The sequence below is a fragment of the Iodobacter sp. CM08 genome (assembly GCF_033446605.1).
Classification (GTDB): domain Bacteria; phylum Pseudomonadota; class Gammaproteobacteria; order Burkholderiales; family Chitinibacteraceae; genus Iodobacter.
The window spans coordinates 1-14,544 of sequence record NZ_JAWQUO010000010.1 but is presented as its reverse complement, the minus strand read 5'-3'; the positions used below and the strand labels follow the sequence as shown (position 1 = coordinate 14,544).

Here is a 14,544-nt window from a genome sequence, read left to right as displayed (position 1 = left end):
TATTCGCTGAGGCGTAAGCAGGAGTGGTATGCGGGTATATAAAGCGGATGTGGTGATTGTAGGTGCGGGCGGGGCGGGTTTGCGGGCGGCGATTGCTGCGGCAGAGGCAGGCCCAACGCAAACGGTGGCTTTACTTTCTAAAGTTTACCCAATGCGTAGCCACACGGTGGCGGCAGAGGGGGGCTCGGCGGGGGTGGTGCAGGCGCACGATAGCCTTGAGCATCACTTTAATGACACGGTGTCTGGCGGCGATTGGCTGTGCGAGCAGGATGTAGTCGATTATTTTGTCGGCGAATGCACGCGTGAGATGGTGCAGCTTGAGCATTGGGGCTGCCCATGGAGCCGTAAGGACGACGGCCATATCAATGTTCGCCCCTTTGGCGGCATGAAGATTGAGCGCACCTGGTTCGCTGCCGATAAAACCGGCTTTCATATGCTGCACACGCTGTTTCAAACCTCAATCAAATACCCTTCGATTCGTCGCTTTGACGAATACTTTATGCTCGATCTTATCGTGGCCGATGGCCGCGTACAGGGTGTGTTGGCGATCGAAATTGCTAGCGGCGAATTTATTTTGATTGAAGCTGGCGCGGTAGTCATGGCGACCGGTGGTGCGGGGCGGGTATTTCGCGAAAACACAAATGGCGGCATCGTGACTGGTGATGGCATGGCGGTGGCTTATCGCCATGGCGTGCCGCTGCGCGATATGGAATTCGTGCAATACCACCCTACCTGCATGCCCGGCACTGGATTACTGTTTACTGAAGCCTGCCGGGGCGAGGGTGGTTTTCTGCTCAATAAAGAGGGCTATCGCTATCTACAGGATTACGGCCTAGGCCCTTGTAGCGACAAGCCGCGCAACAAAGCCATGGAGCTGGGCCCGCGTGATCGCTTATCGCAGGCCTTTTGGCATGAAATGCAAAAAAATCGCACCATTGAAGGCCGCTATGGCGCGGTAGTGCATCTGGATTTACGCCATTTAGGTGCCAAAGTGCTGCACGAGCGCTTGCCGCAAATTTGCGAACTGGCACGTGAATTTATGGGGGTAGACCCCGTTACCGAGCCCATCCCAGTGCGCCCTGCGGTGCATTACACCATGGGCGGCATTCCGGTGGATATTCATTGCGCAGCGCCACTGGCGGGGCTATTTGCCGCCGGTGAATGCTCCAGCGTAGGGATACACGGGGCGAATCGCTTGGGGTCTAACTCTTTGGCCGAGTTATCGGTATTTGGCAAAGTGGCGGGCGAATCGGCCACGCGTTTTGCCCACTCGGCCCCGCCGCATGATAGCGCGGCTTTACTCAAGCTGGCCGAGGCCGCCGCTTTGCCCGCACAGCAGCTTAAAGCACAAACTGGCAGTGAACGCGTTGCTGATATCCGCCGCGAAATGGCGATGACCATGGAAGAAGGCTGCGGCATTTATCGCCTGCACGACAGCATGCAAGCCACTTGCGACAAACTAGCCGAGCTAAAAACCCGCTTTCAATACATCAATATCGAAGATAAATCCACCGTTTGGAATAGCGAATGGCTGCTAGCGATTGAGCTTGGCTACCAGCTAGATGTAGCCCAAGCCATTGCCCATTCGGCGCTGAACCGCCGTGAATCACGCGGCGCGCATCAACGCTTGGATGGCTTTGAAGAGCGCGATGATGTGAATTTTCTTAAGCACTCGCTAGCGCATTATCAGGGCAGCGCTGCCCCCACGCTGACTTACGGCGATGTAAAAATCACCCGCTCCCCACCCAGAGTGCGCGCCTATGGCGCAGCAGGTGAAGCTGCCGAATTGCAGGAGAGCAAAGCATGAGTGAGGCAAGCATTAAAGTATCGGTACTGCGCTACCGCCCCGAGCAAGATCAGCAGCCTATTTGGCAGGATTATGTCGTTCCTTATAGCGATGATTTATCGCTTTTGGCCGCGCTGAACTATATCAAGGACGAGCTGGACGGCACGCTAAGTTTTCGCTGGTCTTGCCGCCAGGCCATTTGTGGTAGTTGCGGCATGATGGTGGATGGCAAGCCGCAGCTCGCCTGTAAGACTTTTCTGCGCGATCATCCAAATGGCGTAAAAATTGAGGCGCTGGCGCATTTCCCTATCGAGCGCGATTTGGTGGTAGTGATGGACAGCTTTATCGAAAAGCTAGAAAGCGTAAAACCCTATCTCATCCCCAAAGACGTCCGCGCACTGGAGCAAGGCGAATATCTGCAAACACCCGCCGAAATGGATGTCTATTCGCAATTTGCAGGCTGTATCAACTGCATGTTGTGCTACGCCGCCTGCCCGCAAGTGGGCTTAAATCCTGACTTTATTGGCCCTGGTGCGATTGCGCTGTTGCAGCGTTATAACTTGGATTCCAGAGATGGCGGCGCAGAGGAGCGCAAAGCGTTGATTAACTCTGAAGTAGGGGTGTTTAACTGCACCGCCGTTGGCTACTGCTCTGAGGTTTGCCCAAAGATGGTGGACCCAGCCAATGCGGTGAATATCAACAAAATGGCCAGCGCGAAGGACTTTTTCTTTCGCTTCTTGCCAACGAACACGAAGGGCTGCAAATGAGCGCCAGAAAACCCTACATCCGCCCCATGGCTGGCTGGTGGCGTCGCGATCCTTTCTTTATTGAATATATGGTGCACGAGGGCACGGCGTTTTTTGTTTTAGCTTATGCGCTAGAGCTACTGGCTGGCGTGCTGTGCTTAGCCAGTGGCGAGGCCGCATGGAATGCTTATCTGGTGTTTAGCGGCAGTGCGATCATGCTGCTGATTAACTTCGCCATTCTGCTGATGATGCTTTACCACGGCTACACTTGGTTCAAAATCATGCCGCGCACTTTGCCCCCCGTGATTATTTCTGGTCAGCGGCTAGGGGCGGCAGTCATCACAGCAACAGGCATTGTTGCCGCCGTATTAGCCAGTGGCTTACTGCTGGCTGTGGTCTGCTTTTTAGCTAGGGGGCTGTGATGAAAGCTGAGTTAAAACGAACTAATGAGCCCATCTTTTGGCTGCTATTTGGTGCGGGCGGCATGTTGTCTGCGTTGATTGGTGCCATGCTGGTGTTTATCACCAGCTTTGCCGTGCCGCTCGGCATCTTGCCTGCTGAAGTGTTTTCTTACGCCAACATGCAAGGCTTTGCTCAGCACTTTATTGGCAAAGTCTTTTTGTTTGCCATTATTGCGCTGTTTTTATGGCACGCAGTACACCGCATTTTTCATAGCCTGCACGATGTAGGCATCCATACTGGCCCCTTGGCAAGATTGCTTTGCTATGGCATTGCTTTTGTGGGGACCATGCTGGCGGGGTGGGCTTTGCTGGTCATGGCTTAAATTCATTCTTCGTATAGCGGGTGCACGCCTATATGAGCCAAGAAAAAAATAGTTATATAAATCGTTGGTTAAATCTTGAATCACAAAGAACACAGAGACCCACAGAGTTTCACGGAGGAAATAAAGCTCCGATTCGAGCCTGTGTCCTCTGTGCGCTCATTCTTCTGTGATTCAAGGTTTAGCGCTATTTCATACACTCTAAGGCTCTATGTAACTTTAGTTGTCGCAAAGGGCTGCAAGCCGCCAGATTTATAACTCAACAGCAGCGCCCAAGTGATGCGCCGACATAAGCAAGCTGCATCCCGCACATTTAGCCTTCTACTGCAGCGGCGGCAAGCCCATCCCTTTTGGCTCGACGCTCGGCCATTTTATTGTCGTAAGCGCTTTTGTGGGCGATATACAGCACGCGCTCTACTTCGGCGCAGACATAGCCTTTTTGGTCGATCAGTTGTATCGGATAAATGCGGTCTATTTCTGGAGTAAGGGCGAGCAGATCACGGATTTCTTGCAGCTCGGCCTCGTCAATTCTGAATTCGGCCAGCAGCACTCCACGGCCAGGGCGCTTAAAGCGGATGGTGCCACCTTTATCCCACACCACATACTCATCGCCCAGATTGAAATACAGCATGCTCATATAAAAAGGGTCGGTTGTGGCAAACATGCTGCCGCCAAAAATGGTGCCGTTGATATTGCGGGTTTTCCAATTTAGCGGCAGCGTTACGCGGATATAGCGCACATCGGGCGATACTTCAGTGACTTTACAGCCGGTGCGGCGAATTGCCGGAAACCAGTTAAAGCCAAATTTCATCAGCTTGGCCGCAAGGCGCGGGCGGGCAACGATGTAAAGAGATAGCTTTCTAAAAAAAGGGGACATGGATGGCCTATGTGTAAATAACGAGCTTACGAAACGTACGGGCAATTACATCAAACGTGCAATGAGCGCTTGCAACTTGCTACTAAAAAAGTGAACTTAGCTAGTAAAAAAAAGCATCATGCTTGCCGATAGCGGCTCTAGCGGCTCTAGCGGCTCTAGCAGTCTGTCGGACTTAGCATCAGTCGGCTGCAAAATCTGCCCTCGTTTATGCGATTGCTCGCTTTCGACCGCCTAAGTCCAACAGGCTGCTAGCCTAAATGAGTATGCCTTTCTGGGGCATTGCTGACTTCCATATTGTTTAAACCTTGCACAATGCCGCACTCTTGTACCGATTGCTCGCTTTGGCATTGTTGCCTAAGTGTTTTAAGCTGCAGCTCCAGCTTAAGCAGCTCCGCAATGCGCACGCTAACGTGCTCAATATGCGCATCAAGCAGGGTGTTAACCGATGCGCAATTGTCGTCGCCGCTATCCATCAGCGCCAGCAGCGCCTTAATCTCTTGGTGCGTCATATCCAGCGCTCGGCAATTGCGGATAAAGCTTAGGCGCTCTAAATGCAGATCACTGTAATCACGATAATTGCCGCTGGTGCGGGCAGGCTCCGGCAATAAGGCTTCTTTTTCGTAATACCGAATGGTTTCTACTGTGCACTGGGCCGCTAGGGCAAGTTCGCCGATCTTCATGATGCATACTCTTTGTTGGGGCGTGGTGGTCTCAGTTTACTGCGTCAGCATCGCGCAGTCTTGCTTGCCAGCGTTGGTGTAAGGGGTCAAGGGTTCTGGCTAAGCGGGCGAGATCTCTTGGCTCTACGTCTTCTTCAAGCATGGTGCTTTGCCATTGTGTTTGGATTTGCCTCAGTAGTGCCTCAAATATAGGGATCACTTCCGGTGGGCGAAAATGAAAGGCATGGGCATTCGCCTGTAAATCTGCAATAGATGGCGCATCATTATTGCCCACAAGGGCAAGGCCCATATAGCCATGGCCTGTTGCTTGGGGGAGTACATCATAAAGCGGTGCCAGACGATATTTGCCCTTGCCGTCATGTAAGAAGCCATGGTTTTTAAGGTGATCGTCGGTATTGTCGATCAGGATATTGAATAGCATACGGCGAAATAACTCCTGACAATCCTGAGCGGGAGCGCTACCAAAGCGTGTTAAAGCCTTGGCTAACTCAACATAACTCCCCATGCCTGATTTAAAAGGCAGGTTGAGTAGGCCTGAGCCAGAAAGAAAATGGATTCGGCATTCGCCATCCGCTGTTTGCTGCCGGTCGAAGCGTTTTACAAGTAGGGCGGTTGAACGATGGACTGTTTGCGTTTCAAACTCACTACACCTTAAGCCACACTTTTTTGCCAGGCTGAGTGTTGCAGCCTCAACTCGCTGGCAGTCGAACGTATCCTCACGCATGGCAAACTTGGCCAGCCATAATGCACCGTTGTGCATTAGACTCGCCTTGGGTCGTGCGCCACCCAATGATCCGCCCAAGGTGAGTAGCCTACGAATATCTGCCGGCACATCGATGGCGTACTGAATATTCATGGCGCCTTCAAATAATTCGGCAAGCGACATGGTGGCCTGGGTTTCAGGCTGATCATGCATTACAACTACGGCACCAACCCGATTAGCATTGGTGCGTTTAAGCAGCTCTATATTGTCCATCGCTACGCCGGGGTTGGCGGTAGCAACCACCAACCTGCCCCAAGTATCAGGCAAGGAATCGAGCACATAAGGGGGGAGTGCACCGTCATCACGTAAGCTAAGGGGAAGCAAATCGCTAATGGGCTTTGCAATATCAGGATCAGGGTGGAGCCTTAGGGCGTGTGTTTGCAAATAGCGGCGGCCATAGCTTAGCGTGCCGTATTCCATCAGGCCGTTTCGCTCCAGCTTTACCAGCGCAGCTGGGGTGGCCATTGTGGCATTGGGCTGAAAGAGCCCCAATATGAACTGCTTTAAGTTGTCCATCAGAAGTCAATTTCCTTCTCGTCCGGCGTCGTTGCATTCTGCCCGCGCACCCGCTTTGTGCCGCTGGCTATTTTATTAAGCACATCCGCCGAAATGGGGGCGACCTGCTGCAAGCTGTCTAGCGAGCCCAGAATGGCCAGCGCCTTGACTAAAAAACCAATCTGAACGGTAGGCAGGCCTTTTTCTAGTGCCATATAGGTGGTGATGGAGCACTGCATCCGCTCGGCCATGCGCTCAATTGAATCACTCCGGCTGGCTCGGCAGATACGTAAACGTTGGCCAAGGGAGATCAAGGCATCGCGCTGTAGTGGGTCAAGGGGAGTGGTGGGTGTTCTGGCCATAATCATCCATTACAGTAATTATTAAGATAATTAACATCCATTGTAATAGATTATTTTTTTGAAGTGTATATTTATGATGCCAGAAAAAAAGTGAATCCGTGATGTGCGTATTTAACAAAACTGCTCATAAATAAACCGCAGTCGCCATTTTGTAAAATTAAACTTGACCCTATAGTGACTTCAGGCTGTGTAATGCTCTAAAGCCTATCAGGAGTACGCATCATGTCCAGCTGTTGCAATCATTCATCTGCCGCCAAGCCTCGTTACCGAGCCATTGGTACGCCCCCACCGCCTTTGCCGCAGGCAGATGGCGTGCTGAGTAGGATTTATATCCTGCAAATGGATTGCCCCACCGAGGAAGGGCTGATCCGTAAAAAGCTGGGCGGGATGAGTGATGTAAAGGGCTTGCAGTTTAATTTGCTGCAGCGGGTGCTCACGGTATCGCATAGCGAGGCGGCTTTGCCCGCTATTTTGCAGGCGATTGCCGAGCTGGGTTTTACGCCCAAGCTGGATGACGGCAGCAAGGTGCAAACGGTGGAGCTGGCGAAGCCTTGGTGGCCGCTGGCACTGGCCGGAATATTTGCTGTTGGGGCAGAGGCTTGCGATTGGTTGTCCATGCCAGTTTGGTTAACGGCACTGCTGGCGATTGTGGCGGTGCTGGTCTGCGGGCTAAGCACCTATAAAAAGGGCTGGATTGCCATTGCCAATGGCGATTTAAATATCAATGCCTTGATGAGTATTGCGGTGAGTGGGGCTTTGCTGATTGGGCAGTGGCCGGAAGCGGCAATGGTTATGGTGCTATTTACCCTTGCCGAGCTGATTGAGGCCAAATCGCTAGGGCGCGCCCGCAATGCCATCAGTGGTTTGCTGCAGCTCAGCCCAGAGCAAGCGACGGTACGCCAGCCTGACGGCAGTTGGTTGGATGTGCCCGCCGCAGATATTCCATTAGGCAGCGTGCTGCGGGTGAAGCCGGGTGAACGGATTGCGCTGGATGGCGAGCTGATTTCTGGCAACTCGTTTATTAATCAGGCTGCGATTACCGGTGAAAGTCTGCCGGTAGAAAAAACAGTGGGCGATACGGTGTTTGCCAGCACCATCAATGAAACCGGCTCGTTTGAATATCGGGTAACGGCGGCGGCTGGCAACACCATGCTGGCGCGGATTATCCATGCGGTAGAGGCGGCGCAGGGCGTGCGTGCGCCAACGCAGCGTTTTGTTGATCGCTTCTCCAAGATTTATACCCCCGCAGTTTGTGCGCTGGCGCTGGCCGTGGCGATTGTGCCGCCGCTCTTGATGGGAGGCGCATGGCTGGAGTGGATTTACCGAGCCTTAGCCATGCTGGTGATTGCCTGCCCCTGTGCGCTGGTGATCTCTACGCCAGTCACCATCGTTAGCGGCCTTGCCCGTGCGGCGCGGCTGGGCATTTTAATTAAGGGCGGCACTTACCTAGAAGAAGGGCGCAAATTAAAAAGCTTGGCGTTAGATAAAACCGGCACGTTGACCTTTGGCAAACCAGTGCAAACCGATGTGATTGCGCTGGCAGATGTCAGCATCGCGGATGCCCAGCGCATCGCCGCTAGCCTTGGGGCGCGTTCGGATCACCCTGTTTCTAAAGCCATTGCTGCAAAGATCAGCGATTACGCTGAAGTCGGCGAGGTTAAAGCGCTGCTAGGGCGAGGGCTGAGCGGCCAAATTAACGGCACGCTCTACCATATGGGCAATCACCGTTTGATCGAAGAGCTAGGCCTTTGCTCGCCAGCGCTAGAGCTGCAATTAGAAGCGCTGGAAGTGCAGGGAAAATCGGTGGTGGTACTGGCCGCAGATAAGGTGCTGGCGCTGTTTGCCGTGGCGGATACGCTTAGGCCAAATAGCCTAGAGGCGATCGCTCAGCTCAAAAAACTGGGCGTAGAACCGGTGATTTTATCGGGGGACAACACCCACACCGTGGCTGCGATGGCAAAGCAGCTAGGCATCACTCAGGCGCACGGCAACCTCTTGCCGGAAGATAAGCTGCGCATCGTTGAGGGCTTGCCTTCAGCTAGCGGCATGGTGGGCGATGGGATTAACGATGCGCCTGCATTGGCGCGAGCCGATATTGGCTTTGCTATGGGCGCGGCAGGTACAGACACCGCCATCGAAACCGCCGATGTAGCGCTGATGGACGATGATTTACGCAAAATCCCAGAATTTATCCGCCTATCGCAAGCCACGCATCGTATTTTGGTGCAAAACATCACACTAGCATTGCTGGTGAAAGCGCTGTTTCTAGCGCTCACATTGGCAGGCCACGGCACCTTATGGATGGCGGTATTTGCCGATATGGGGGTGAGCTTGCTGGTGGTGTTAAATGGTTTGAGGTTGTTAAGGGAGTGAAGAGTTTATTAGGGTGGCTTAGGCTGCGTTTTCTGCGCATTAAAAATGAAAACGTTTTCGGCCGTAAGCCACCGTGGCGCGGCGGTGGCTTACGGCTTGGATGATGCTGTGTTTCTATTGAGTATATTGGCGGCCTAACCCACCCTAAGGCTCTAAAATAAAGTAGATATCTACGAAAAACACAAATAAAACAAATTATTGACCTTGGTTTTTTTCGCGTAACTCCGTGTCCTCTGTGGTTCAAGATTTGGGTTTTGCTCGCATAAACCTAAACCGCCTGCATTCTGCCATTCATCAAATAATCAATCAGCTCACGCACCGGACGGATAGCTTCGCCAAAAGGAAGACTGCCGTTGCCTCTAAAAAACAGCCCCTTATCCACGTCGCCATGCATGGCCGAGGCCAGTTTTAAATCGATACAAAACTGGCCGACCTTGCTTAAACCATCCCGCAAGCCGCAATGGCTTAGGCAATCCATGCGCTGAGTGCAGCGGCGTGGGTCGGCTTTGGCGAGGGCTTGCAAATGGCTTTCGCGGCGCAGATATTGTTTTAGCCACGGCGTGGCAACGGCACGGGCGGGTAGGCCAGCCACGCTTACAAACTCGGCCAAGTCATCGGCCTTGGCATGAATCAGGGTGTGTTTAAAATTGATATGCGCGTCGCCTTCTTCACAAACCGCAAAAGGCGTGCCCAACTGCACGGCATCTGCGCCATTATTTAGCCAATGGCTTACTTTTTCATGGCTATCAATGCCGCCAGCCACGATCAGCTTGGGAGCGTCGCGCCCTAGTCCCAGCTCTTCAAATAGGGCGTAGCAATCGGCTAACACTTTGGCAAAATCAAAGCGTGGATCATGCACTTCGCTGATGCGTGCAGCGCCTAAATGCCCACCTGCGTGGCCGGGGTGCTCTATCACAATCGCATCGGCACGGCGGCCTTTCTTTAGCCATTTTTTTAAAATAATGGCAATACCCCGCGCGTCAGACAAAATAGGGATCAGGGCTACTTTGGGAAAATCGGCGATCATTTCTGGTAAATCAATCGGCAGGCCTGCCCCCATAACAATGGCATCTGCGCCGCTTTCGCAAGCTTGCTTAACCAATGCCACATGATCGCGCACGGCTTTCATTACATTGACGGCAATCAGGCCGCAGCCATTGGCGATCTCTTTTGCCGCGCGAACCTCCCGGTCTAGCGCGGTTAGGTTCACTTTATCGATTAAATCTGCATCTAGGCAGCGGTGTGTTTGGGCCAGCAAATCTGGATGATGTTGGCGTAAATCCACGCTGGCAATGGTGCCAACGGCATTTTCTTTGGCCACTGCACCCGCTAATTTATGTGCCGAAATTCCGACACCCATACCGCCTTGCACAATGGGGAGTAATTCTCGCCCAGCGAGCTTGAGTGAGTTAAAGCTCATTTTTTTTCTGTTTATCCTTACGAAGTATTCAACAGAGTAGGCGAAGTGAGCTTAAAGGGTATTGCTTAGGGTCAATGCTCAGGCATTTAGTAAGGAAGTTCTGGGCTGCATAATGTAATAAAGATGGCAATCTGCGCGTATTCCATTATGATTGCTGTTGATGTTTGTAAGTTTAACCATCTAGGGAGCATTTAATGTCTGAAGAAGCCGCGTCAACAGGGGGCTCGCAAGATGCCTTTCTGGAAGAAAAAGCCTTTGAATCGCGTTTTGTTTTTATTATTGGCCCCATCAACGATGTCATGGCAAAAGACACCGCTAGGCGTCTCATTGCGCTGGCCACAGAATCTGCCAAGCCGATTAATGTGCTGATTTCATCCCCCGGTGGCCATGTGGAATCCGGCGATGTGATCCACGACATCATCAAATTTATTCGTGCCCCAGTAAATATGATCGGTAGCGGCTGGGTAGCGAGTGCGGGGGCGCATATTTTCTTGGCGGTGCCAAAAGAGCGCCGCGTTTGCTTAGAAAACACGCGTTTTCTGATTCATCAGCCTAGCGGCGGCATGGGCGGCTCGGCTTCTGATGTGGAAATCCAAGTTAAAGAAATCATCCGTATGAGAGAGCGCATTGCTGCGGTGATTTCCAGAGAAACGGGGCAAAGCCAAGCAAAAGTATTGCACGATATCGATCGCGATTACTGGATGAGCCCAGAGGAAGCCATTGAATACGGCCTAGTCTCAAGGGTGATTCAAAGCTATGCCGATCTAGAATAAACGCCAACGCCCTCCGTTTTGAGGGCGTTTTGCATTATCTGCTGATCTGGCTAAAGGCTGGGCAGCTTTGTAGGGATTGTTGCAGCGCAGTTTGTGATCTGCGGCAGGTAACGATATGCATACGGTGCGCGGCAGCCGCGGCACGGTAGTTTTTCATGACGTTATGGCCTAAAAAATCGGTAAATAAAATCATGATATCCATATCTTTTAAACAGCTTGGTTTGCGCTGATGCGATGGGTTTCTGCCGGTAATATGCTCGCCTATTGTAATGCCATAGTGGGCGAGCAATTTGGGGATATGCCCTAGGTGGTCTGCTCCAACAATATACGCCTGCATGGTTTGCCCCTGACTGATCAAAAGGTATGCATGTAGCGTAGCCGCTTTTTATAGTTCCATATAGAATATTAAATGCAATGAATATAACCATAATTTGTTTTTTTTGCCAGCCACAGTGCAAGCCCAGTAATTTTACCTTGCGTATTTCTGTATGTATTCAGTCGGAAAGTCATCGGAAATTGAAACGGTGGTTGTAAGGAAAAAAGCGGAGCAAAGAACGGCATAAAATTAAGCGATTGAGGCGACAACTGGTTTGACAATTTCCGGTCTTGGCAGGTTATTTCGGGCCACTTCGATATCTAACGTTCTAGCTAAGCAGTAGGGCGGCTTAAGCGACGGGTTAGGTATCAGCCTGTCACGGTCATTTCCCCCCATGGGAGGGCGCTGTCATCCGAACCTCCAGCCAAGTGCTGCCCCCGCCGGGCGAGATGCTTGAGGCGACCACCCAGCGTTGTAGATTATTGGAATGCCACTAGGAGGCGCTTGCACAAAGGACGCCGAGACGAATGATTCAGCGTCGAACGCGGCAGAAATTAAAGCTGTTCAGTAGTATTTGAAAACAGTGAAATAAAGTGCTTGAGACTCTAATCGGGCATTCGTCTAAAAATAATGTTTTCATTGCGCCTGATAACAATTTGAACGTCTGTAGTGGCAAGCTCGAGGAGCTTGCCATTTAGATTATAAGAAAACTGCACCTCGCCTTTTCCACGGAATTTGATGTAATGAGATACCGAGTCAAATAATGGCGTAATTTCGTGCTTATCAATATCAACAATATTTTCAATGCCAACAGATTTAATGCTCGTTAAATCCATGCTGATTGAATCTTTAGAAGAAAAAACCAAAATCCCATCTGAGTTAGTAAATACATCCATCGTATTGTCAGGGGTTATTTTGATAGGTTTTTCATTGTTGGGCATAAATTTAAATTCTTTTGTTAATCATTGAGGGGTGCTTTATTTAAGTGCGCTTTCAAAACCTTCTCGGGCAGTAACAGCCATGCTATATGCAAGGTCAGTACCATATTTCAGTATTGAAAAGCTTTTGCTTTGAAATGGCTTGGTTCCTGTTGGTGTCTGAGCCTGCCAGAATAGATAGTTGTGTATCTTGCTATTTTTAACTCTCACTATCTTACGTAAAAACACGCCAGTGCGGCCAGAGGTATTATCTTTGCAAAGGTGTGTGGCGGCATGTAGCTGGGTATTATAAATAGGATAAAGAATAAACATTTGATCCCGCCATTCTTGAGCAATAAGCAAAGTTTGCTGCCGTCCCCCTAAAAGATGCTCGTAAAATTTCTTTTGAAATATCTTTCCATTACGCATAAAAGAGACGCGCAAATAAGGTTTTCCATTGTTAGTGAGGCGTCCTATATTGGGCGAGCCAACATTCGTAGTTCTACTCGCCTTTTTTTCATTGGAAGTGCGATTTTTTAGCGATTTAGTCATATGGCTGTTTATATTTGTTATAAAATATTGTTCGTGTGGGCACTATGGCTAGTATATTTTTATGTATTTAATAACGCCAAACCCATGCAGGATCCAAATCGGCCGATACGCCGTGCTCCTGCTTATATCGCTTATGTGCGGCACGACTTATTGCAGGTAAGTCAATATTTTCTGGACTTTCGAAACCTAATGCAGCGAGAATGGGTGTGGTAGCTTTTCCAAAGCGATTAAAAAAAATTCTAATTATCACATTAAAAACCAAGCCTAAAACAAATGGCATACACCAATTAAAAACTTTGCTCCACATAGGCTCTAGTAAATCATCCTTTATTCCTGATGGGTGAAGAAAAATAGCATATAAAATAGCTCCAATAATTGTAGTAATAATGGTCCATTTAATATCACTTTTTAGATGAGCTTCTTCCCCACGCAAGTGTTGAGGCAACATCCAAATCAAACGCTGACTGGCACTTCTGGCTGCTAAAACAGCGTAAATATCACCCTCTTGCTCGACAACAAATTCAATCTCTTCGCCATCTTTAAAGCCCACATTATAAAAGCGTCCCGCAACTCTTTTTTCATCTAACTTGCACGTAAAAAATTGCATGCTGATTTCAGAGCCTCCTGATGCCGTTGCTAAAGTGCCAGCATTAAATACCTGCCCCATTAAAGCAGCAGCAGCAGAAGCAGCAGCCTCTGCTGTATTTTTTATGCTATCTGTAAAAACTAGATCTTCATAACCATGGCTGATTTGCAAATCACTGATTGCACCTTTTATTAATACATAATTTTTTTGAATATCCATTGAATCAATAACGCCAAGTCCATGCGGGCTCTGAAGTGGCAAACTTACCATGCTCTTGTTTATAGCGTTTATGTGCAGCATTACTTATTGCTGGTAAATCGACACTTTCTGGGTGCTCATAACCCAATGCGGCAAAAATAGGTGTAGTAGCTTTACCAAAACGACTAAAGTAATAGCGAGAAATAACACTCCCTAAGAAAGACAGTACAAAAGCAACACCCAAAGGAATTGGGTGTCTCCAAAGATGCACCTCAGGGATGCTTTCAGGTGCAAGTATATATAACAGTATTGAAAATACTATTGGACCAAATATTGAGCAAATTACTGTCCATTTTATGTCGTTTTTAAAGTGTGCTTTTTCACCACGTAAATGTTGAGGCAACATCCAAATCAATCGCTGATTGGCACTTCTGGCTGCTAAAACAGCGTAAATATCGCCCTCTTTCTCGACGACAAATTCAATCTCTTCGCCATCTTTAAAGCCTATTTTATAAAAACGGCCAGCAACTCTTTTTTCATCTAACTTGCAGGTAAAAAACTGCATGCTGATTTCAGCGCCACCTGATGCTGTTGCTAAAGTGCCAGCATTAAATACTTGCCCCATTAAAGCAGCTGCAGACGCAGCACTCCCTGCTGTATTTTTTATGCTATCTGTAAAAACCAGATCTTCATAACCATGACTGATTTGCAAATCGCTGACGATGCCTTTGATAAGTTGATATTTTTTCATTTGCACTTGATTTGTTAAACAACTAGCACTTTCCATTCCCATTTCATATGAAATTATTAATGCCTGAGGTACTTATAGCCAAAGCTCATCGCTCTCTGCTTTGTTGTTTTTTATGAATTCAAAAGGGTATATTTAGTCTAGCAACGACTACCACTTGCCCTGCTGCTA

Annotated in this window: 16 protein-coding genes; 6 read left to right on the top strand and 10 right to left on the bottom strand. The window is 49.7% G+C overall.

The window, feature by feature from the left end; translation table 11 throughout:
- Positions 1-28 precede the first annotated feature (28 nt).
- Genes frdA through frdD form a run of 4 tightly spaced genes read left to right on the top strand, consistent with a single transcriptional unit; the run spans position 29 to position 3,316 of the window.
- Positions 29-1,807, top strand: a complete 1,779-nt coding sequence (gene frdA, locus R6242_RS07080) for a fumarate reductase (quinol) flavoprotein subunit (RefSeq protein ID WP_318425532.1) — start codon at positions 29-31, stop codon at positions 1,805-1,807.
- Positions 1,804-2,553, top strand: coding sequence for a succinate dehydrogenase/fumarate reductase iron-sulfur subunit (locus R6242_RS07075; protein ID WP_318425530.1), 750 nt, complete (start codon positions 1,804-1,806; stop codon positions 2,551-2,553). The genes frdA and R6242_RS07075 overlap by 4 nt, the downstream gene beginning before the upstream one ends.
- The gene (locus tag R6242_RS07070) at positions 2,550-2,954 is read left to right on the top strand and encodes a fumarate reductase subunit C (protein ID WP_318425527.1); all 405 of its coding nucleotides are present in this window, start codon (positions 2,550-2,552) and stop codon (positions 2,952-2,954) included. The genes R6242_RS07075 and R6242_RS07070 overlap by 4 nt, the downstream gene beginning before the upstream one ends.
- On the top strand, positions 2,954-3,316 hold the full coding sequence (gene frdD, locus R6242_RS07065) for a fumarate reductase subunit FrdD (RefSeq protein ID WP_318425525.1): 363 nt from the start codon (positions 2,954-2,956) through the stop codon (positions 3,314-3,316). The genes R6242_RS07070 and frdD overlap by 1 nt, the downstream gene beginning before the upstream one ends.
- Positions 3,317-3,626: 310 nt before the next feature.
- Here frdD and R6242_RS07060 read toward each other — a convergent pair whose 3' ends face one another.
- The 4 genes from R6242_RS07060 to R6242_RS07045 all read right to left on the bottom strand — a co-directional run bounded on the left by R6242_RS07060 (position 3,627) and on the right by R6242_RS07045 (position 6,490).
- Positions 3,627-4,190 (bottom strand): DUF4442 domain-containing protein, encoded by a 564-nt coding sequence (locus R6242_RS07060; RefSeq protein WP_318425522.1) that lies wholly within the window; start codon positions 4,188-4,190, stop codon positions 3,627-3,629.
- A gap of 248 nt (positions 4,191-4,438) precedes the next feature.
- Positions 4,439-4,870: a Cd(II)/Pb(II)-responsive transcriptional regulator gene (cadR, locus tag R6242_RS07055; protein WP_318425519.1), complete on the bottom strand. Its 432-nt coding sequence runs from the start codon at positions 4,868-4,870 to the stop codon at positions 4,439-4,441.
- A 31-nt stretch (positions 4,871-4,901) separates the two neighbouring features.
- Positions 4,902-6,149 carry a HipA domain-containing protein gene (locus tag R6242_RS07050; RefSeq protein ID WP_318425516.1) on the bottom strand — a complete coding sequence of 416 codons (1,248 nt, stop codon included), beginning with the start codon at positions 6,147-6,149 and terminating at the stop codon, positions 4,902-4,904.
- Positions 6,149-6,490, bottom strand: coding sequence for a helix-turn-helix domain-containing protein (locus tag R6242_RS07045; protein WP_293933092.1), 342 nt, complete (start codon positions 6,488-6,490; stop codon positions 6,149-6,151). Before R6242_RS07045 ends, R6242_RS07050 begins: the two co-directional genes overlap by 1 nt.
- 222 nt (positions 6,491-6,712) lie before the next feature.
- Here R6242_RS07045 and R6242_RS07040 point away from each other — a divergent pair, with 222 nt between their 5' ends.
- Positions 6,713-8,863 (top strand): heavy metal translocating P-type ATPase, encoded by a 2,151-nt coding sequence (locus R6242_RS07040; protein ID WP_318425512.1) that lies wholly within the window; start codon positions 6,713-6,715, stop codon positions 8,861-8,863.
- Positions 8,864-9,131: 268 nt separating this feature from the next.
- Here R6242_RS07040 and R6242_RS07035 read toward each other — a convergent pair whose 3' ends face one another.
- Positions 9,132-10,283, bottom strand: a complete 1,152-nt coding sequence (locus R6242_RS07035) for a nitronate monooxygenase family protein (protein WP_318425509.1) — start codon at positions 10,281-10,283, stop codon at positions 9,132-9,134.
- Between the two features lie 194 nt (positions 10,284-10,477).
- On the opposite strand from R6242_RS07035, the gene R6242_RS07030 reads away from it, so the two are divergent.
- Positions 10,478-11,056: an ATP-dependent Clp protease proteolytic subunit gene (locus R6242_RS07030; RefSeq protein WP_318425506.1), complete on the top strand. Its 579-nt coding sequence runs from the start codon at positions 10,478-10,480 to the stop codon at positions 11,054-11,056.
- Positions 11,057-11,090: 34 nt separating this feature from the next.
- Here R6242_RS07030 and R6242_RS07025 read toward each other — a convergent pair whose 3' ends face one another.
- From R6242_RS07025 to R6242_RS07005, 5 genes are all read right to left on the bottom strand, one after another.
- Positions 11,091-11,393 carry a DUF2325 domain-containing protein gene (locus tag R6242_RS07025; RefSeq protein ID WP_293933086.1) on the bottom strand — a complete coding sequence of 101 codons (303 nt, stop codon included), beginning with the start codon at positions 11,391-11,393 and terminating at the stop codon, positions 11,091-11,093.
- Between the two features lie 584 nt (positions 11,394-11,977).
- The gene (locus tag R6242_RS07020; protein WP_318425502.1) at positions 11,978-12,313 is read right to left on the bottom strand and encodes a hypothetical protein; all 336 of its coding nucleotides are present in this window, start codon (positions 12,311-12,313) and stop codon (positions 11,978-11,980) included.
- Between the two features lie 36 nt (positions 12,314-12,349).
- On the bottom strand, positions 12,350-12,841 hold the full coding sequence (locus tag R6242_RS07015; RefSeq protein WP_318425499.1) for a hypothetical protein: 492 nt from the start codon (positions 12,839-12,841) through the stop codon (positions 12,350-12,352).
- 67 nt (positions 12,842-12,908) lie between these two features.
- A complete protein-coding gene (locus tag R6242_RS07010) occupies positions 12,909-13,646 on the bottom strand; it encodes a putative type VI secretion system effector (RefSeq protein ID WP_318425497.1) in 738 nt (245 codons plus the stop codon).
- 4 nt (positions 13,647-13,650) lie between these two features.
- Complete coding sequence (locus R6242_RS07005; protein WP_318425493.1) at positions 13,651-14,412, bottom strand: putative type VI secretion system effector; 762 nt, start codon at positions 14,410-14,412, stop codon at positions 13,651-13,653.
- Between the last annotated feature and the right edge of the window lie 132 nt (positions 14,413-14,544).

Excerpts from the sequence above, each read along its gene's own strand:
- frdA (WP_318425532.1), top strand. The coding sequence starts at position 29 with ATGCGGGTATATAAAGCGGATGTGGTGATTGTAGGTGCGGGCGGGGCG.
- R6242_RS07075 (WP_318425530.1), top strand. The coding sequence starts at position 1,804 with ATGAGTGAGGCAAGCATTAAAGTATCGGTACTGCGCTACCGCCCCGAG.
- R6242_RS07070 (WP_318425527.1), top strand. The coding sequence starts at position 2,550 with ATGAGCGCCAGAAAACCCTACATCCGCCCCATGGCTGGCTGGTGGCGT.
- frdD (WP_318425525.1), top strand. The coding sequence starts at position 2,954 with ATGAAAGCTGAGTTAAAACGAACTAATGAGCCCATCTTTTGGCTGCTA.
- R6242_RS07060 (WP_318425522.1), bottom strand. The coding sequence starts at position 4,190 with ATGTCCCCTTTTTTTAGAAAGCTATCTCTTTACATCGTTGCCCGCCCG.
- cadR (WP_318425519.1), bottom strand. The coding sequence starts at position 4,870 with ATGAAGATCGGCGAACTTGCCCTAGCGGCCCAGTGCACAGTAGAAACC.
- R6242_RS07050 (WP_318425516.1), bottom strand. The coding sequence starts at position 6,149 with ATGGACAACTTAAAGCAGTTCATATTGGGGCTCTTTCAGCCCAATGCC.
- R6242_RS07045 (WP_293933092.1), bottom strand. The coding sequence starts at position 6,490 with ATGGCCAGAACACCCACCACTCCCCTTGACCCACTACAGCGCGATGCC.
- R6242_RS07040 (WP_318425512.1), top strand. The coding sequence starts at position 6,713 with ATGTCCAGCTGTTGCAATCATTCATCTGCCGCCAAGCCTCGTTACCGA.
- R6242_RS07035 (WP_318425509.1), bottom strand. The coding sequence starts at position 10,283 with ATGAGCTTTAACTCACTCAAGCTCGCTGGGCGAGAATTACTCCCCATT.
- R6242_RS07030 (WP_318425506.1), top strand. The coding sequence starts at position 10,478 with ATGTCTGAAGAAGCCGCGTCAACAGGGGGCTCGCAAGATGCCTTTCTG.
- R6242_RS07025 (WP_293933086.1), bottom strand. The coding sequence starts at position 11,393 with ATGCAGGCGTATATTGTTGGAGCAGACCACCTAGGGCATATCCCCAAA.
- R6242_RS07020 (WP_318425502.1), bottom strand. The coding sequence starts at position 12,313 with ATGCCCAACAATGAAAAACCTATCAAAATAACCCCTGACAATACGATG.
- R6242_RS07015 (WP_318425499.1), bottom strand. The coding sequence starts at position 12,841 with ATGACTAAATCGCTAAAAAATCGCACTTCCAATGAAAAAAAGGCGAGT.
- R6242_RS07010 (WP_318425497.1), bottom strand. The coding sequence starts at position 13,646 with ATGGATATTCAAAAAAATTATGTATTAATAAAAGGTGCAATCAGTGAT.
- R6242_RS07005 (WP_318425493.1), bottom strand. The coding sequence starts at position 14,412 with ATGGAAAGTGCTAGTTGTTTAACAAATCAAGTGCAAATGAAAAAATAT.